Consider the following 17,394-nt stretch of genomic DNA (forward strand, 5'->3'; position numbering starts at 1 on the left):
CCCTTATTCTATATGATTATTGCTGGCGTTTATGCGCAAATACCAAGAAAGCGCAAGCTGCGTAAATCTTGCATATCACAAGCTTTTATCGCAAGCATGGTTTTAATAGTACACATACGCAGTTGGTTGGAACACTCGGTTGGGGATTTATCATGCGTACTTATCTGGTGGTTATTGACGAAACAGAGGAAGCGAATATTGCGCTGCGCTTTGCTTCGCGCCGCGCCATGAAGACTAACGGGGCTTTGCATATTTTGGCTATCGTCAAAAGTGAGGAATTCGTGGCATGGGGCGGTGTTCAGGCCACGCTCGAAGAAGAAGCGAAGAACCGCGCCGAAGCGCTGGTATCCAGCGCCGCCGGGACTTTATTTGAAGAAACAGGCATCCGGCCATCCATCACCGTCAAATCAGGCAAAGGTCCAAAAGAAGTCCGCAAATTGATGGATGAAGTCGATGGGTTGGCGGCTCTCGTCCTTGGGGCCGCCGCAAATGGTCCGCCCGGTCCCTTGGTAATGCACTTTGCGGCCACCGAGTCGGGCAATCTTCCCTGTCCGGTCATGGTTGTGCCCGGTTGCCTGAGCAAGGAAGAGATTGACCGGCTCAGTTAATATCCCGGTCCGCTATTTTCTACCGCGAGGAATATTCCGCGGCTTTCCCTGCTTCCCTTTGATATATTTTGCCTTGCCCTTGGCTTTTTTCCCAGCTCTCGGCCTTTCATAGCGCCCCGGCATATGATTGGCTCCCTCGGCCAGTTCGAACAGCAAACTTCCGGTAGCAGGATTGGCTTCCACCAGGCGCAAGTCGATTTTCTGGCCGACATTATAGGTCGTGCCGCTATCAACGCCTTCAAGCTGTTGCTGCTGTTCATCATAGTCAAACCGCTCGGCACCCAAAGTGCGGACCGGGACCAGCCCGTCGCCGCCCAGTTCTTCGACCGTAGCAAAAAAGCCGAAATTCTGGACACCGGTTATACGGCATTTCAAAACCTGCCCGACATGATCGGACAGATGCGCCGAAATATAACGGTCAACCGTTTCGCGTTCGGCCATCATGGCGCGCCGTTCAAGCTGACTGATCTTTTCCGAAATAATGTCCAGCCTTGCCGCAATGTCGTCGCTGAGGCCGCTTCGCTCCGGAATGTCCGGGTTCGCCGGCTTGGGCTGCTCCAATTTGCAGGCACTGACCAAGGCGCGGTGAACAATCAGGTCGGCATAACGGCGGATCGGGCTGGTAAAATGGGCATAGCTTCCCAGTGAGAGGCCAAAATGCCCCATATTGGTGGCGCCATAATAAGCCTGTGTCTGGCTCCGCAATATCTGTTCCATGACCAGCGGTAAAATCTCCGCTTCCCCGACCTGTTCGATCAGGCGGTTGAAAACAGAGGGTTTGATCACCTGCCCCATCGCAAAGCTGATATCAAAGCTCTTCAGATAATCTTTGAGCGCGACCAGTTTTTCGCGGGAAGGGATTTCATGGACACGGTAAATCAGTGGTGATTTCTTGGACTCGAGCATTTTGGCCGCTGCAACATTGGCTGCGATCATAAAATCCTCGACCAGACGGTGGGCATCAAGCCGCTCCCTGACCGCAATTTGGGCAATTCGTCCCTGATCATCCAGAACCACATGTTTTTCCGGCAAGTCCAGATTAAGCGGCTCGCGCCCGTCACGGGCTTCGGACAACAGCTTCCAGCAATCCCAAAGCGGATCCAGAGCGGGTTCTTTCATAGGATGGTCGAGTTTGCCGTCCATCGCAGCCTGGGCATCCTCATAAGCGATGTTGCCGCTTAGCCGGACAATCGCCCGTGTGAAGCGGGATGATTTTACTGCACCTTTAGCATCGATTTTCAGGTGGCAGACCAAAGCCGCACGTTCGACACCCTGTTTCAGTGAACAGACATCGGTGGACAAAGCCTCGGGCAGCATGGGCACAACCCTGTCGGGGAAATAGACGCTGTTCCCTCTTTTATAAGCCTCTTTGTCGATCTTGCTGCCGGGACGCACATAGAAAGACACATCGGCAATTGCCACTATCGCTTTGAACCCGCCAGCATTACCGGCATCATCGTCCGGGGCGGCCCAAATCGCATCATCATGGTCGCGTGCATCCGCCGGGTCGATCGCAATGATAGGCAGATGGGTTAAATCTTCACGGTCATCCTTGCTGAGTGTCAGCTTGGCCGCTGTTTCTGCTTCATCCAGCACATCGGATGGGAATTCACGCGGAATACCGTATTTGTGAATGGCGATCATGCTGAATGATTTGGGGGCAAAGGGATCACCCAGAACTTCTTTTACCCGTGCCTTTATTTGCGTGCCGCGACCCACCGGTTCGGCAAGGACAAGATTGCCGACATCCGCTTCGCCCAGATCGGAAATCGCGGTGCTGCGCCGGATTTTACGATCCACGGATTTCAGCCAGAACCTGTCCCGTTCGTCCTTTTCAATTATGCCCATCAACATGTCGCTGCCTTGGGCCAGTTTTTTCATGATGAAGGCAATATGCCCCTGCCCGCGCTCTTCCGTGCGGGCCAATATGCGGTCACCAACCGCCAGTGCGGCACGTCGACCACGTTCCTTTACGCGCAGGCGCGGAGCCGGTACGCCATCGACTTCCCAGCGTTCGGGCATGCCAATGGCTTCATTGCCGTCAATTTCGACAATTTTCAGGACTGTAACTTTCGGGATGCCGCCCATTTTATGAAACGCCCGTCCCGGAGTGCTGTCGATCAAACCTTCATCAGCCATGTCTTTCAGCAACGCTTTAAGAGCGATCTTTTCAGACCCGCGGAGCTGAAACGCCTTGGCAATTTCGCGCTTTCCAGCGGGCTGATCCGACCTTTCGATAAAGTCCAATATCTGTTTACGTGAAGGAAGCTGCTTGGCTTGCTGCCCCGACAGATTTGATTTGGACGATTTGGCCATCAATAAGCTTTACCTATAAGTATCCGTTCGACTGCCGGTTTTCCTGTAAATATGCAGGCCCCGTCTACTGGTGCGGCCTGCTGCGGCACATTACGGAAAGTCAGCTTCAGTTTTTTTAGCCGTTCTTCAATCTCGTCCAGCTCCTCACCCGTGGCGCGGCACCATTGGACTTCCAGCCAGCCGGGATATTTCTTGTTCTCTTTATAGAATTTTTCGACATCTGTAAAATCGGTCACGCCCCGCGTGATATTGGCGTCCAGCCGCTCTTTGGCTTCGATGTATAATCTGGTTTGAATTTCTTTCAGCAAGACTGGCACCTGATCGGCAAAGGCATCCTTTGAAAGGATATGGGAATCGAGCTTGCCACCATCTTTGTAAAGCGCATCACGGCGCAGCATGGAGACATTGCCTTCGCCCACGTCACGCGGGCCAATTTCCAGAATAAGAGGCGCACCTTTCTTCACCCAGGACCAACGCTTGTTCGATGCTTTAGCTCCGCTCTTGTCCAGTTTTACACGGACATTTTCGTCAAAGGCACGCAAACCGCCAAGCTGTTTTGCCAGCGCGGTGCAGAAGTCCAGAACTTCCTCATCTTCGGGTTTATCGCGTAGCATCGGTATGATTACGACCTGATAAGGCGCGATGAGCGGCGGCACGCGAAGGCCGTCATCATCACCGTGCGTCATGATAACGCCGCCAATAAGCCGCGTGGATGTACCCCAACTCGTCGTATAGGCGAATTGGAATTGCCCTTCCTTATCCTGAAAACGGATATTCTGGGCTTTGGAAAAAGTCTGGCCAAGGAAATGGGACGTTCCGGCTTGCAGTGCCTTGCCATCCTGCATCATTGCCTCGATCGAATAGGTCGCGTCCGCACCGGGGAAGCGCTCATTCTCAGGCTTCTCGCCAGCGACAACCGGCATTGCGAGAACGTCTTCGGAAAAGCTGCGATACATTTCCAGACTATCGAGCGTTTCCTGCATCGCCTCATCACGGGTGGCGTGGGCAGTATGCCCTTCCTGCCAAAGAAATTCGCTGGTGCGCAGGAACATCCGGGTCCGCATTTCCCAGCGCACGACATTGGCCCACTGGTTAATCATCACCGGCAAATCGCGCCAGCTTTGAACCCAGCGCGAAAAGGCTGTGCCGATAACCGTTTCCGACGTTGGGCGGACAACAAGAGGCTCTTCCAGCTTCGCTTCCGGATCGACGACCAGCCCGTTTTCATCGTCCTTCATCAACCGGTGATGCGTAACCACGGCCATTTCCTTGGCAAAGCCGTCCACATGTTCAGCTTCCTTGGCAAAATAGCTTAGCGGGATGAACAGCGGGAAATAGCAATTCTCGTGACCGGAGGCCTTGATCCGCTGATCCATCAGAAACTGCACCCGTTCCCAAATGCCATAGCCCCATGGCCGCATGATCATGCACCCGCGGACACCGGAGTCTTCGGCCATATCGGCTTCGGCAATTACTTGTTGGTACCAGGCTGAAAAGTCGTCTTCTCTGGTGACGGATAGAGCATTTTTCTTCACGTAATTTGGTTCCTGTCGGAGAATATTCTTATGTTTCTGATCTTTGATTCAATTCAATGGAAAGGCAGAATCAATCGTCGAGCTTGTCGATTTTTGACTGGATCTCCGCAAGCTGTTTTTTCAGTTCCCTGATTTCAACATCCTTGGCTGACATTCCGTCATCATCCTGTTCGTCTTGGGATGCGGTCTTTGTACCCAGTCCCAAGGGGTTTAGCGCCTTTTCAACCACAGAACCAAGCGGGCTTGATTTTAAAGCATTTTCGATGGCTTCCTGAAACTGTTTCTGGTTCTTGACTGCCATCTGGCCCAGCGGGTTTTTGTTCAATGCCCCTTCAACGGCTTCCTGAAACTGTTTCTGGTTCTTGCGGAAATTTTCCATCGATGCTTCAAGATAGGAAGGCATGAGCGATTGCATGCTATTCCCGTACATGGAAATTAATTGGCGCAGGAAATTGACCGGAAGCATATTCTGTCCGCTGCTTTCCTCATCAACAATGATCTGTGTCAGGACATTATGGGTAATGTCATCACCGCTTTTGGCATCAATCACGACAAAATCCACGTCATCGCGCGTCATCTCGGCCAGAAAATCAAGCGTGATATAGTTTGACGTTTGCGTATTATAGAGCCGCCGATTGGCGTATTTCTTGATAATGATCGGGCTGTCCGGATTACCCTTTTTCATCTTGTTCACGTTACCTCCTGCCCGCCATATCACGTAATTATTTTAATTTTATCATGATATGTCATTTACAATATTCTTCATGATCCGCACACTAAACATAATTGTGCAACGCCGCAACTAAAGCCGTGTTCATGGCACGCCGGAATAGAAATATTCCAGAAACTAGCGGTTTATCCTATGTGCAAGTGCGATATGGCAGTTGCACAGTTTCAGGTCCAATAGCGGGCGTAACGATTACCAAGGCTGGTGATAAGCTCATATTGCGAGATCCCTGACAGCGCTGATGCACACGGCAGATCATATTCCGCCCTCACCCAATCGGATTCTTTAAGATGCGGAGCATTTGAAATATCCACCGCAATCAAATCCATCGACACTTTACCCAATACCGGCAGCTCAGCCTCTTCATTATAGAATATACCCTGATTTGAAAATCCGAGCAAATATCCGTCGGCATAGCCCATGGCCAATATCGCAATCGGATGCTCCCGTGTCGCAGTATAAAGGGCATTATACCCCACCTTGTCGCCTGACTTAAGCATGCGAACCTGCAATATTTGCGCTTCGGGGAAGACGACTTGCTGAATTGATCCGGAAAGCTCTGGCCGCTGCTGCCCTCCGTAAAGGGACAGGCCCGGGCGGGTGCAGTCAAAATGATACGCACTTCCCAATGCGATACCGGCACTGTTGCCAAGGCTTGCCCGCTTACCCGGTATATGCTTCAGGGCGGCGGTATATTGTGCCAACTGATCGGCATTTTGCGGACTGTCTTCGTCTGCCGAGGCCAGATGGCTCATGACAATGTCTATATCGAGCGTGCTCCAGTCAAACTGCCCTAGATCCGGAACATTAACGCCAAGCCGGTTCATCCCGCTATTCACCATGACGTCACATGGCAAGCCGGTTTCCTGCCAGCGCTGCGCCTGTTCCAGACTGTTGAGGACCGGTTTAGCGGCTGATAAGAGCGCGTAAGGCATGTCCTCTTGCCGGACGCCGTTCAGGACAGACAAGCGCGTGCCGGATTTTATCTCTGCCTCCAGCTCTTTGGCTTCCTGCCAGTTGGCGACAAAAAAGTCGGAGCATCCGGCGGCTTGCAAATACCGGAAAACCTCTACCGCGCCGAGGCCATAGGCATTGGCTTTGATGGCTGCACCGGTACTGGCACGGCCGCTCATCTTATTCAGATTTCGCCAATTTCCAACCAGCGCGCTGCTATCCAGACGCAATCGTGCCGGAGAAGGAATCGCAATGACTTTATCGTTCATCAGATAGCGATAGTCAGTTTATTTTGCTTCGTCGAGTGCCGCTTCCGGATCATTTGGCAGACCCCACCATGTAACCAGCAAAGCCATCAGCACCACGCCCCAAGTATACCAGAGCCCCGAGAAAGGAGCGCCTGTTTTGGCAATGATGAAACTGGCAATAAACGGGAGGAAGCCGCCAAAATAGCCCGTGCCGAAATGATAGGGTATCGACATGGAACTATAACGGATACTGGGCGGGAACAATTCGGATAACAGCGCCGCTGTGGGGCCGAAAGTCATACCGGCAAGCAAGGATAGCCCCAGCAATGCGGCAACTATCATCACGATATTGAACGCCGATGGTATGACCGTTCCCAGCGGATAGCCCGCATTGGAAAGAGAGGTGCTCAGCGTTTCATCGCGCTGCTTGCTATCCGTCCACGAATAACCGCTCAAGTCCTCTGTGACACCGCCTATATCCAAACGTAACTCATCCGATGATTCCAGCGTGTAAGGCACATGTTTTGCGGTAAGGCTTGCCAGCAATTTACCGCAATCATTCGCCTGCTCTTCCGCAAAGGGATTGAAATCGCAGCCCGGCCCGCTGACGGTTATGGGAGCCGCTTTGGACGCTTCCTGCAAATCCGGGTTTGCAAAGCTGCCCACCATCCAGAAAAGCGGAAACAGCAAGATCAGAGTGAGAATATAGCCCCAGACAACCGGCTTTTTGCGGCCAATCCGGTCGGACAATTTACCGAACATGATAAAGAAGATCAGGCCAAAGAAAGCGGAGGCACCGACAATTATTTCCGCCGCCGTGCTTTCAATCCGCATCGGTCCTTTAAGATACGCAAGGCTGGAAAACATGGCAGTATACCAGATGACCGTTAATCCGGCGGCTAGCCCGAACAGAGCCACGAAAATCCGCTTCTTGTTACCCGGATAGGTAAAGCTCTCGACAAAGGGGTTATTTGCCATCTCGCCCGCTTCTTTCATCGCGGTGAAGACCGGGCTTTCGGAAAGTTTCAGCCGCATCCACAAAGAGATGGCCAGCAAGAAAATGGAGAGAAGAAACGGCACGCGCCAGCCCCAGTCATTCCACACCGCGTCAGACATGAATAGCTTGCAGGACAAAACCACGATCAGGCTGAGGACAAAGCCGCCCGCGACGCTGGCCTGAATGAAACTGGTATAAAAACCGCGCTTTTCTTTCGGCGCATGTTCGGCAACATAGATGGCAGCGCCGCCATATTCCCCGCCCAGCGCCAGTCCCTGAAGCACGCGGAGCAATATCACAATGATTGGAGCGGCGATGCCAATGGACGCTGCAGAAGGCGTGAGCCCGACCCCTGCCGTGGCGATCCCCATCAATGTTACGGTAACGAGAAACGTATATTTCCGCCCCAGCTTGTCACCAAGATAGCCGAATAAAATGGCGCCTAATGGCCGAAAGCCAAAGCCTACGGCAAACCCGGCCCAGACCATCAGGATTTGTAAGGTTTCATTCCCGCTGGGAAAGAAAGCCTGTCCGATGATCGCGGCCAGAGTGCCGTATATGAAAAAATCATACCATTCGAAAATCGTGCCAGCGGATGATGCTGCTATGACAAGGCGTATTTCTTTTTTGGTAGGCTCCCGCGCCGGGGACCTATCAGATTCATTGCCTGATACTATAGCAGCGTCACTCGCCATCGCTTCCCCTTCCCCCTAAGCAAGCCCCGCTCAATCCGAGCGGTTAGATATTCTTACTCCAGCTCCAATATGACCGCATCAACGGCCAGACTATCGCCTTGCTCTGCGGACACGGATTTGACAATTCCGTTTTTCTCGGCACGCAGAATATTTTCCATCTTCATGGCTTCTACCACGGCCAAGGGCTGCCCTGCTTCCACGGCGTCGCCTTCTTTTACATGGAGCGCGACCAGCAAGCCCGGCATCGGACAAAGCAGATATTTGGACAGATCCGGCGGGATTTTTTCGATCATATGCACGGTATGCTTCGCGATATGGCTAGGCAAAACCTGAACATTATGGGTCGCGCCATAGGTATTCAGCGCAAACCCGCTAGTGGTTTTAGCAATTTTGACCGAGAGCGGTTCATCGCCAATGCTGGCCAGGATCAGGCTATCGCCCGGTGTATAGGCCAGGGACAGGTCAACTTCCTGACCATCAACCAGGATTTCATCTTCGGAGACAGTAACCTGCTGGATAGTATCGCTAATCTTGACTTGCCAGTCCGATGGCGGCTGTAACCGCTGGCCAAGTTGATTATCGACCCGCCGCGCACGATCGGCGTGGGCGGTGGCCGCAAAGGAAGCGATGGCGGCCAGATTGCGTAGCAGTTCATCCGAAGCGGGCGCGCCCTGAAAACCGTCAGGATATTCTTCGGCAATGAAATTGGTGGTGATATTTCCTGCACGGAACCGCTCATGCTGCATCAGGGCTGAAAGGAAATCGATATTATGACCCGGTCCCTTAATCTCGAAACGGTTCAGGGCATCAATCTGCCGGTCAATCGCCTCGATACGGGTGTCGCCATAGGTAATCAGCTTGGCAATCATCGGGTCGTAAAAGATCGATACCTCGCCGCCTTCGGTTACGCCATCGTCCACCCGGATGCCTTCTTCGGCTTCTGGGGGATTATACCTCACCAATCGGCCCGTTGATGGCAGGAAGTTCCGATAAGGATCTTCGGCATAGACCCGGTTTTCGATTGCCCATCCGGTCAGCGTCACTTCATCCTGCGTCAGAGGCAATTTTTCGCCGTAAGCAACACGGATCATCTGCTCGACCAAATCAAGTCCGGTGATATATTCGGTCACGGGATGCTCGACCTGAAGCCGGGTATTCATTTCAAGGAAGTAAAAGCTCTTGTCCGCTCCAACGATCAGCTCGACCGTGCCGGCGCTGTGATAACCAACGGCCTGAGAAAGGGCGACAGCCTGTTCACCCATTTTCTTGCGCATTTCCGGATCAACAAAGGGGGACGGTGCTTCTTCAACGACTTTTTGATGGCGGCGCTGGATCGAACATTCGCGCTCGCCCAAATAGATCACATTGCCATGCTTATCGCCCAGTATCTGGATTTCGATATGGCGCGGCTGCTCGATAAATTTCTCGATAAATACGCGGTCATCGCCAAAGCTGGCAAGCCCTTCGCGTTTCGTGGCTTCAAAACCTTCACGCACGTCTTTTTCGGACCACGCGAGACGCATGCCTTTACCGCCGCCGCCTGCGCTTGCCTTCATCATCACGGGATAGCCGATTTCGGTGGCGATCCGGACAGCATGTTCGGTGTCTTCAATCTCGCCGATATGTCCGGGAACTACGCTAACACCGGCCTTTTCAGCCAGTTTCTTGGACTCGATCTTGTCGCCCATCGCGGCAATGGCATTGGGCGGCGGCCCGATGAAGGCGATGTTGTTCTTGGCCAGTTCTTCCGGAAAGCTTGTGCGCTCGGAAAGGAAGCCATAGCCGGGGTGCACCGCTTCTGCTCCGGTTTCCTTGCATGCTGCGATAATTTTATCGGCAACCAGATAGGATTCAGCCGCAGGGGAAGGCCCGATATGCACTGCTTCATCAGCCATCTCGACATGGGGCGCGCGTGCATCGGCATCGGAATAAACCGCCACTGTCTTGATGCCCATTTTCTGCGCGGTCCGGATAACCCGGCAAGCAATTTCACCGCGGTTGGCGATTAGAATCTTTTTAAACATGTTTATTCAGCAGCCTCTAATTGGTCTGTTAATCGGTCATTTCTCGGGGCCTCGGCCTGCATCGGGGTGAGGCCCAGTTTTTCAAACATTGCCTTGTCGGCATCATCACCGGCATTTCCGGTCGTCAGCAGCTTGTCGCCCGTGAAAATGCTGTTCGCACCGGCCATGAAGCAAAGCGCCTGCGTGCTTTCTGACATGGATTCCCGTCCGGCAGACAGGCGCACCATGGATGCGGGCATGGTAATCCGTGCGACCGCAATCGTGCGGACAAATTCAATGTCGTCAATTTTTGCCAGCGGTGTATCGGCCAGCATGTCGCCAAGCACTGTACCCTTAACCGGCACCAACGCATTGACCGGCACACTTTCTGGATGCTTCGGCAATGTCGCCAGCGCATGGATGAAGCCAACCCGGTCTTCGCGGGTTTCGCCCATGCCGACTATACCGCCGGAACAGACGTTGATCCCGCTGCTGCGAACATTTTCAAGCGTTTCAAGGCGATCATCAAATGTCCGGGTCGTGATGACCTTTTCATAATGTTCGGGCGATGTGTCTATATTGTGGTTATAATAATCCAGCCCCGCTTCCGATAGCATGTCGGCCTGTTTCTTGGTCAACATGCCTAGCGTCATGCAGGTTTCCATGCCCATCTGGCGCACGCCTTTGACCATTTCGATAATCGCGGGCATGTCGCGGTCTTTGGGATTGCGCCAAGCGGCACCCATGCAAAAGCGGGACGAGCCCTGATCCTTTGCTTGCGCGGCCGTTTGCAGCACCGAGCGGACATCGAGGAGCTTTTCAGCCTTCAGACCGCTTTCCGCGTGGGCGGACTGATTGCAATAGCCGCAATCTTCCGGACATCCGCCGGTTTTTATCGAAAGCAGAGTCGAAAGCTGAACCTGACCCGGTGTATGATGTTGACGGTGGACCGTGGCGGCCTGGAACAACAACTCGTCAAAAGGCAGGTTGAACAGGTCCGCAATTTCTTGACGCGACCAATTCTGCCGGACGTCACCCGCGGGCGATGGAGTGGCTCCATCGTTGTCCAAGGCTGGATCAGACGCACTGGTTGTTTCATTCAAACTCATTCGGAATCTTCCCCGTTCTTGGGCGGCATATTGTGGCCGAGGAGACGCAATATATCGGCGGCACATTCGACAATATTACTACCCGGTCCATAGATTCCGACTACGCCGGATTTGCGAAGGAACTCATAGTCTTGCGGAGGAATGACGCCGCCTGCAAAAACCTTGATATCGCTGCGACCGGAATCCCGAAGCATCTGGATCAATTCGGGGATCAGTGTCTTGTGACCAGCGGCAAGGCTGGAAGCGCCGACCGCATCAACATTTTCGGCCAGAGCCAGATCACGCGTTTCACCGGGCGTCTGGAACAATGGCCCCGAAACAACATCAAAGCCCATGTCGGCAAATGCGCTTGATACGACATTGGCCCCGCGGTCGTGTCCGTCCTGCCCCATTTTGGCGACAAGGATTTTGGGTTTGCGGCCAAGGCGCTGGGAAACGGCATCGACACCGTCCACCACCAGCGCATATTGCGGATTGCCTTCATAGGCCGCGCCGTAAATTCCCTTTACCGGCGTGGGCTGCGTTGCATAGCGGCCAAAGGCAGCTTCCATCGCATCCGATATTTCACCCAGAGAAGCCCGTTTGCGCGCTGCATCCACGGCAAGAGCAAGCATGTTGCCATTGCCCTTGGCCCCTTCGGTAATCGCTTTCAGGGCAGCCTGACAGGCATCTTCGTCACGCTCTTTGCGCATCTTGTCCAACCGGGCAATCTGGCCCTGCCGGACTTTCGCATTGTCGATATCAAGCGTTTCCAGCGGGTCTTCGTTTTCGCGGACATATTTGTTCACGCCAACGATGACATCCTCGCCTTTGTCGACCCGAGCCTGACGCCCAGCGGCGGCTTCCTCGATCATGCCTTTGGGCCAGCCATCGGCAACGGCCTTGGCCATTCCGCCCTCAGCATCAACCCGCTCAATAATCTCCCAAGCCTTTTCAACCAGTTCGTCGGTCAGCGCTTCGACATAATAGCTGCCGCCCAGAGGATCGACGACTTTGGTAATGCCGGCTTCTTCCTGCAAAACGATCTGCGTATTTCGCGCGATACGGGCAGAAAAGTCGGTGGGTAGCGCAATGGCTTCGTCCAGCGCGTTGGTGTGGAGCGACTGGGTTCCGCCCAATGTCGCGGCCATCGCTTCTATCGTTGTGCGGATGACGTTGTTATAAGGATCCTGCTCGGTCAGGGACACGCCCGATGTCTGGCAGTGGGTGCGCAGCATCTTTGAACGCTCTGATTTTGCGCCCAGATCGGTCATGACCCGATGCCACAAGGTCCGTGCCGCACGCAGCTTGGCAACTTCCATGAAGAAGTTCATGCCAATGCCGAAAAAGAAGCTCAGCCGTCCGGCAAACGCATCAATATCAAGTCCGGTCGCCATCGCCTGTTTGGCATATTCGCGGCCGTCTGCAATGGTGAAGGCCAGTTCTTGAACCGCTGTCGCTCCGGCTTCGTGCATATGATAGCCGCTGATCGAAATGCTGTTGAATTTCGGCATATGCTCTGACGTGTAAGCAATAATGTCCGAAATGATCCGCATCGACGGTGCAGGCGGATAGATATAGGTGTTACGCACCATGAATTCTTTAAGAATATCATTCTGGATCGTACCGGCCAGTTGATCCTGCGATACGCCCTGCTCTTCCGCCGCAACGATGTAGAATGCCAGGCAGGGAATAACAGCGCCGTTCATGGTCATGGAAACCGACATGGTATCAAGCGGGATACCGTCGAACAGGATTTTCATATCCTCGATACTGTCGATTGCTACACCGGCCTTGCCGACGTCACCGACCACGCGGGGGTGGTCGCTGTCATAGCCGCGGTGGGTTGCCAGATCGAATGCGACCGACAGGCCCTTCTGGCCCGCAGCCAGATTCCGGCGATAGAAGGCGTTGGATTCTTCTGCCGTTGAGAAACCGGCATATTGACGAATCGTCCACGGACGCCCCGCATACATGCTGGCCTTCACACCGCGCGTGAAGGGACCGAAGCCGGGAAGCCCCGGATCAATGCCCTTTTCGCTGACATCTTCCGCCGTATAAAGCGGTTTTACGGCAATGCCTTCTGGTGTTTCCCAAGTCAGATCACGCCCTTTGACCTCTTTATCAGCAAGCGCTTTCCAGTCTTCTATCGTCGATTTAGCAGTCATTATTCGCCCTTAAACTCAGCTTTACGTTTTTGAAGGAAAGCAATCGCGCCTTCCCGTGCATCTTTACTGTCGCCAGCGACTCGTTGTCCTTCGGCTTCCTTGAACAGGGCCGAAGCATAGTCGCTTTCCAGCGCCGCAGCCAGATTTTGGCGCATCACGCCCAATGCTACCGTGGGGCCGCCAGCCAGCCGTTTGGCCAGCGCACCGGCTTCATCCATCAACGCATCATCTTCGACGCATTTATAAACCATGCCCCATTCAACGGCTTTCTCGCCGGAGACTTTCTCGCCCAGCAGCATCATTTCAGTGGCTCTGGCCTTGCCAACCAGACGGGTCAACATCCAGCTTGCCCCGCCATCGGGAACCAGACCGATATTTACAAATGCCTGCAGGAAATAGCCGGACTTGCCAACAATCGCAAAGTCGCTCGCCAATGCAATGGAGGCGCCGACACCGGCTGCAGCGCCATTCACGGCGGTAATGGTCGGAATATCCAGCTTGGAAAGCTTCAGCATCAGCGGGTTGTAATGCTTGATCAGCGAAGCATAGGCCGCCTGCCCTCCGGATACTGCACTTTCGCCGCCCTTGGCTTGCAAGTCGGCACCGGCGCAAAAGGCGCGGCCTTCGCCGGTAATGATAAGCGCGCGAGCATCTTCCAGCCTGTCCAGTGCATCGGTTATTTCATCGGCCATGCCCAAAGAGCAGGCATTCATCCGTGATGGCTGGTTGAGCGTGATCGTTGCTACCTGATCGGCAATTTCCAACTTGATATTTTCGTACTTCATTATTTTTTCTCTCCTTCATGCCCCGGATAATCTAGATCAATGATCCTTGGGCGTTTCCATGATTTCGGTTAACATCCCGCCCATATCCTTGGGATGCACAAAAAAGATAAGCGTTCCATGTGCGCCGATCCGCGGTTCGCCCAGGACACGCTTGCCCATTGCTTCGAACTCCGCTTTCGCCGCGTGAATATCGGGAACCTCAAAACAGATATGATGCTGTCCGCCCAAAGGATTTTTAGCCAGGAACCCGTGGATAGGACTATCTTCGCCAAGCGGTTCAATCAGTTCGATCTGGGAGCCTTCTGTCCCGTCAGCGCCCGGCGTATCGACGAAACAGACCTTCACGCCCTGTGCAGGCAGATCAAACGGGTCATGGATTTTCGTTGCTCCCATGACATCCCGCCAATGGGCAATGCTGTCCGGTATGGAAGGAGTGACGACACCTATGTGGTTTAATCTGCCAAGTTTCATTTCATACTTCCCTATAATTCTCAATTAGCCGCTATTTGCTGAGCGTTAGTGCGCCGCTCCGTGCGGCATGATTTTATGGATGATCGGCGCAAGGATTGAACCGATAACTATGCCCAATATGGCGCTTAGAAATGCAAAGACGGTCCAGTCCAGAAATCCGGACATGGTTTGCGGCGTTAAGGCCGCGATGGGCCGGGCGATCATTTCTATCAGATGCTCTGGACCATGCCAGCCAAGAGCCGCGGCATTATGCACAAGTAAACCGCCGCCAACCCAAGCCATGGCGACCGTCCCGATAATCGATATTGCAGAGAGCAGCTTTGGCATAAACGTAACCAGGCTGCGTCCGAATGAAGAAATAAAGCCCCCATTCTTTTGCGCCAGATGCAAGCCGATATCATCCATTTTCACGATTAAAGCGACAGCCCCGTAAACGGCGACCGTGATAAGAATACCGATCAGCGCAAGGATTATCGCCTGTTGCCACCAGACTTCTCCGGTTACTTCCGACAAGGCAATCGCCATGATTTCTGCGGATAAGATCAGATCCGTTCGGATGGCCCCTGACACCATTTTATCTTCGTGGACTTCGCCCTCAATAATTACCGGGGCTTCCTGCTTGTTGGTTTCGTCAATCTTCAGCAGCTCAAGAACCTTTTCCGCCGCCTCATAGGACAGAAACAAACCGCCGATAATCAATATGCCGGGAATAAGGAACGAGGCAAACTGCCCCAACAACACCGCCGCAGGCAGCAGGATCAAAAGCTTGTTCTTAAGCGATCCCTTGGCAATTTTTGCGATTATGGGCAGTTCACGTGCCGGGCTGAACCCTGTTACATAGCTTGGCGTCACGGCGGCGTCGTCAATGACCACTCCTGCCGTTTTGGCCCCAGCCCGTGATGCAGCAACTCCAATATCATCGACCGATGTGGCCGCGACTTTCGCAGCAGCGCCAATGTCGTCAACCGAAGCGGCTGCGACTTTGGCAATGGCTGCCACGTCGTCCAGAAGAGCTACTAATCCTGATGGCATTTTCTATGTTCTACAACGGAATATTATCATGTTTCTTCCAAGGGTTTTCGAGCTGCTTGTTGCGTAGCTTGCGTAAACCCAAAGAGACGCGCCGACGTGTTGCGTGCGGCATGATGACTTCATCAATAAAGCCTTTTTGCGCTGCAACAAACGGATTGGCAAAGCGGTCTTCATATTCCTTTGTCTGAACAGCAATTTCTTCCTCGGTTCTGCCGCGGAAAATAATCTCGACCGCGCCTTTCGCGCCCATCACTGCGATCTCGGCAGTCGGCCACGCATAGTTCAAATCGCCGCGCAAATGCTTTGACGCCATAACGTCATAGGCACCGCCATAGGCTTTGCGGGTGATGATCGTGATTTTGGGAACGGTCGCCTCGGCATAGGCAAACAGCAGTTTCGCGCCATGCTTGATAATGCCGTTATGTTCCTGTGACGTGCCGGGCAAAAATCCGGGAACATCGACCAGCGTGATAATCGGTATATTGAACGCATCGCAATAACGCACGAAACGCGCCGCTTTTTTGGATGCGTTGATGTCAAGACAACCTGCGAGCACCATCGGTTGGTTTGCAACAACACCGATGGTTTGCCCTTCGATCCGCCCAAAACCGCAGATAATATTTGCCGCATGGGCAGGCTGGATTTCAAAAAAGTCGCCTTCGTCAACCATTTTGCGGATGACTTCGTGCATATCATAAGGCTGGTTGGCGTTCGCCGGGATCAACGTATCAAGGCTGTCTTCAATCCGGTCCCACGCATCGGCCGTTGGCCGCTCTGGCACTTCTTCACGATTGCTAAGCGGCATAAAGTCGATGAAATCACGGGCCGCCAGCAATGCCTCAATGTCATTGTCATACGCCACGTCAGCGACACTGGTTTTTGTCGTGTGTGTAACTGCGCCGCCCAGATCTTCCTGTGTCACAATTTCATTGGTCACGGTTTTCACAACATCCGGTCCGGTAACGAACATATAGCTGCTGTCCTTCACCATGAAGATGAAGTCCGTCATTGCCGGTGAATAGACTGCGCCGCCAGCGCATGGCCCCATGATCAGGCTCAGTTGCGGAATGACGCCGCTGGCAAGAACATTGCGCTGGAAAACATCGGCATAACCGCCAAGAGACGCCACGCCTTCCTGAATACGCGCCCCGCCGCTGTCGTTAATACCGATAACCGGCGCGCCGACCTTCATTGCATTATCAAGAACCTTACAGATTTTCTCTGCATGGCGCTCCGACAGGGAGCCGCCGAAAACTGTGAAGTCCTGACTGAAAACATATACCAGACGGCCGTTGATTGTGCCGGAACCGGTGACAACACCGTCACCCGGTATTTTCGTTTCCTCCATCCCAAAGTCGATACAGTTATGTTCGACATAAGTATCAATCTCTTCAAACGAACCTTCATCGAGCAACACTTCGATCCGTTCACGCGCGGTCAGCTTCCCCCTGGCGTGCTGTGCGTCGATCCGCCTTTGTCCTCCGCCTAGATGAGCCTCCGCACGTTTGGCTTCGAGTTGCTCGATGATCGTCTGCATGTATCCTCCAAGGTGATTGGATAGTGGTTAGGTTTGAAAGTCCCTTGCCAATGGAGCGAGCAAAGTGCAATCGTCAATATAAATTAATTGCTCAATTAAGTTTTTTTTGAAACCACCCTGGGACATACCGAAGTCGTAGCGTCAAGCAGGTTCATTACGGAAACCACAAACACCTGTCATTCCCGCGCAGGCGGGAATCCAGCTACCTAAACCTCTCAGAAGAAAAGCTG

General features: G+C 53.3%; 13 protein-coding genes. 1 reads left to right on the forward strand and 12 read right to left on the reverse strand.

All coding sequences use genetic code 11. The features are described from left to right. Window positions 1-152 precede the first annotated feature (152 nt). Window positions 153-608, forward strand: coding sequence for a universal stress protein (locus VIN76_RS14035; RefSeq protein ID WP_332042491.1), 456 nt, complete (start codon window positions 153-155; stop codon window positions 606-608). A 12-nt stretch (window positions 609-620) separates the two neighbouring features. Here the strand turns inward: VIN76_RS14035 and rnr are convergent, their stop codons facing one another. From rnr to VIN76_RS14095, 12 genes are all read right to left on the reverse strand, one after another. Then, window positions 621-2,924, reverse strand: a complete 2,304-nt coding sequence (gene rnr / locus VIN76_RS14040; protein WP_332042492.1) for a ribonuclease R — start codon at window positions 2,922-2,924, stop codon at window positions 621-623. Further along, complete coding sequence (gene proS / locus VIN76_RS14045) at window positions 2,924-4,459, reverse strand: proline--tRNA ligase (protein ID WP_332042493.1); 1,536 nt, start codon at window positions 4,457-4,459, stop codon at window positions 2,924-2,926. The genes rnr and proS overlap by 1 nt, the downstream gene beginning before the upstream one ends. Before the next feature lie 70 nt (window positions 4,460-4,529). After that, window positions 4,530-5,144, reverse strand: a complete 615-nt coding sequence (gene phaR / locus VIN76_RS14050) for a polyhydroxyalkanoate synthesis repressor PhaR (protein ID WP_332042504.1) — start codon at window positions 5,142-5,144, stop codon at window positions 4,530-4,532. 209 nt (window positions 5,145-5,353) lie between these two features. Continuing rightward, the gene (gene alr / locus VIN76_RS14055) at window positions 5,354-6,409 is read right to left on the reverse strand and encodes an alanine racemase (RefSeq protein ID WP_332042494.1); all 1,056 of its coding nucleotides are present in this window, start codon (window positions 6,407-6,409) and stop codon (window positions 5,354-5,356) included. 18 nt (window positions 6,410-6,427) lie between these two features. Then, window positions 6,428-8,080 carry an MFS transporter gene (locus VIN76_RS14060; RefSeq protein WP_332042495.1) on the reverse strand — a complete coding sequence of 551 codons (1,653 nt, stop codon included), beginning with the start codon at window positions 8,078-8,080 and terminating at the stop codon, window positions 6,428-6,430. Between the two features lie 53 nt (window positions 8,081-8,133). After that, window positions 8,134-10,104 (reverse strand): acetyl/propionyl/methylcrotonyl-CoA carboxylase subunit alpha, encoded by a 1,971-nt coding sequence (locus VIN76_RS14065; protein ID WP_332042496.1) that lies wholly within the window; start codon window positions 10,102-10,104, stop codon window positions 8,134-8,136. Between the two features lie 2 nt (window positions 10,105-10,106). Beyond that, window positions 10,107-11,192, reverse strand: coding sequence for a biotin synthase BioB (gene bioB, locus VIN76_RS14070; protein ID WP_332042497.1), 1,086 nt, complete (start codon window positions 11,190-11,192; stop codon window positions 10,107-10,109). Further along, the gene (gene scpA / locus VIN76_RS14075; protein ID WP_332042498.1) at window positions 11,189-13,339 is read right to left on the reverse strand and encodes a methylmalonyl-CoA mutase; all 2,151 of its coding nucleotides are present in this window, start codon (window positions 13,337-13,339) and stop codon (window positions 11,189-11,191) included. Before scpA ends, bioB begins: the two co-directional genes overlap by 4 nt. Next, complete coding sequence (locus VIN76_RS14080; protein ID WP_332042499.1) at window positions 13,339-14,124, reverse strand: enoyl-CoA hydratase-related protein; 786 nt, start codon at window positions 14,122-14,124, stop codon at window positions 13,339-13,341. The genes scpA and VIN76_RS14080 overlap by 1 nt, the downstream gene beginning before the upstream one ends. Window positions 14,125-14,160: 36 nt before the next feature. Continuing rightward, window positions 14,161-14,595: a methylmalonyl-CoA epimerase gene (gene mce, locus VIN76_RS14085; protein ID WP_332042500.1), complete on the reverse strand. Its 435-nt coding sequence runs from the start codon at window positions 14,593-14,595 to the stop codon at window positions 14,161-14,163. Window positions 14,596-14,640: 45 nt separating this feature from the next. Continuing rightward, a complete protein-coding gene (locus tag VIN76_RS14090) occupies window positions 14,641-15,627 on the reverse strand; it encodes a DUF808 domain-containing protein (protein ID WP_332042501.1) in 987 nt (328 codons plus the stop codon). A 10-nt stretch (window positions 15,628-15,637) separates the two neighbouring features. Continuing rightward, window positions 15,638-17,164: an acyl-CoA carboxylase subunit beta gene (locus VIN76_RS14095; RefSeq protein WP_332042502.1), complete on the reverse strand. Its 1,527-nt coding sequence runs from the start codon at window positions 17,162-17,164 to the stop codon at window positions 15,638-15,640. Between the last annotated feature and the right edge of the window lie 230 nt (window positions 17,165-17,394).

The sequence above is a fragment of the Parasphingorhabdus sp. genome (genome assembly GCF_036568145.1).
Taxonomy (GTDB): domain Bacteria; phylum Pseudomonadota; class Alphaproteobacteria; order Sphingomonadales; family Sphingomonadaceae; genus Parasphingorhabdus.

Excerpts from the sequence above, each read along its gene's own strand:
- scpA (WP_332042498.1), bottom strand. The coding sequence starts at position 13,339 with ATGACTGCTAAATCGACGATAGAAGACTGGAAAGCGCTTGCTGATAAA.
- VIN76_RS14095 (WP_332042502.1), bottom strand. The coding sequence starts at position 17,164 with ATGCAGACGATCATCGAGCAACTCGAAGCCAAACGTGCGGAGGCTCAT.
- bioB (WP_332042497.1), bottom strand. The coding sequence starts at position 11,192 with ATGAGTTTGAATGAAACAACCAGTGCGTCTGATCCAGCCTTGGACAAC.
- mce (WP_332042500.1), bottom strand. The coding sequence starts at position 14,595 with ATGAAACTTGGCAGATTAAACCACATAGGTGTCGTCACTCCTTCCATA.
- VIN76_RS14090 (WP_332042501.1), bottom strand. The coding sequence starts at position 15,627 with ATGCCATCAGGATTAGTAGCTCTTCTGGACGACGTGGCAGCCATTGCC.
- VIN76_RS14060 (WP_332042495.1), bottom strand. The coding sequence starts at position 8,080 with ATGGCGAGTGACGCTGCTATAGTATCAGGCAATGAATCTGATAGGTCC.
- VIN76_RS14065 (WP_332042496.1), bottom strand. The coding sequence starts at position 10,104 with ATGTTTAAAAAGATTCTAATCGCCAACCGCGGTGAAATTGCTTGCCGG.
- alr (WP_332042494.1), bottom strand. The coding sequence starts at position 6,409 with ATGAACGATAAAGTCATTGCGATTCCTTCTCCGGCACGATTGCGTCTG.
- VIN76_RS14080 (WP_332042499.1), bottom strand. The coding sequence starts at position 14,124 with ATGAAGTACGAAAATATCAAGTTGGAAATTGCCGATCAGGTAGCAACG.
- VIN76_RS14035 (WP_332042491.1), top strand. The coding sequence starts at position 153 with ATGCGTACTTATCTGGTGGTTATTGACGAAACAGAGGAAGCGAATATT.
- phaR (WP_332042504.1), bottom strand. The coding sequence starts at position 5,144 with ATGAAAAAGGGTAATCCGGACAGCCCGATCATTATCAAGAAATACGCC.
- rnr (WP_332042492.1), bottom strand. The coding sequence starts at position 2,924 with ATGGCCAAATCGTCCAAATCAAATCTGTCGGGGCAGCAAGCCAAGCAG.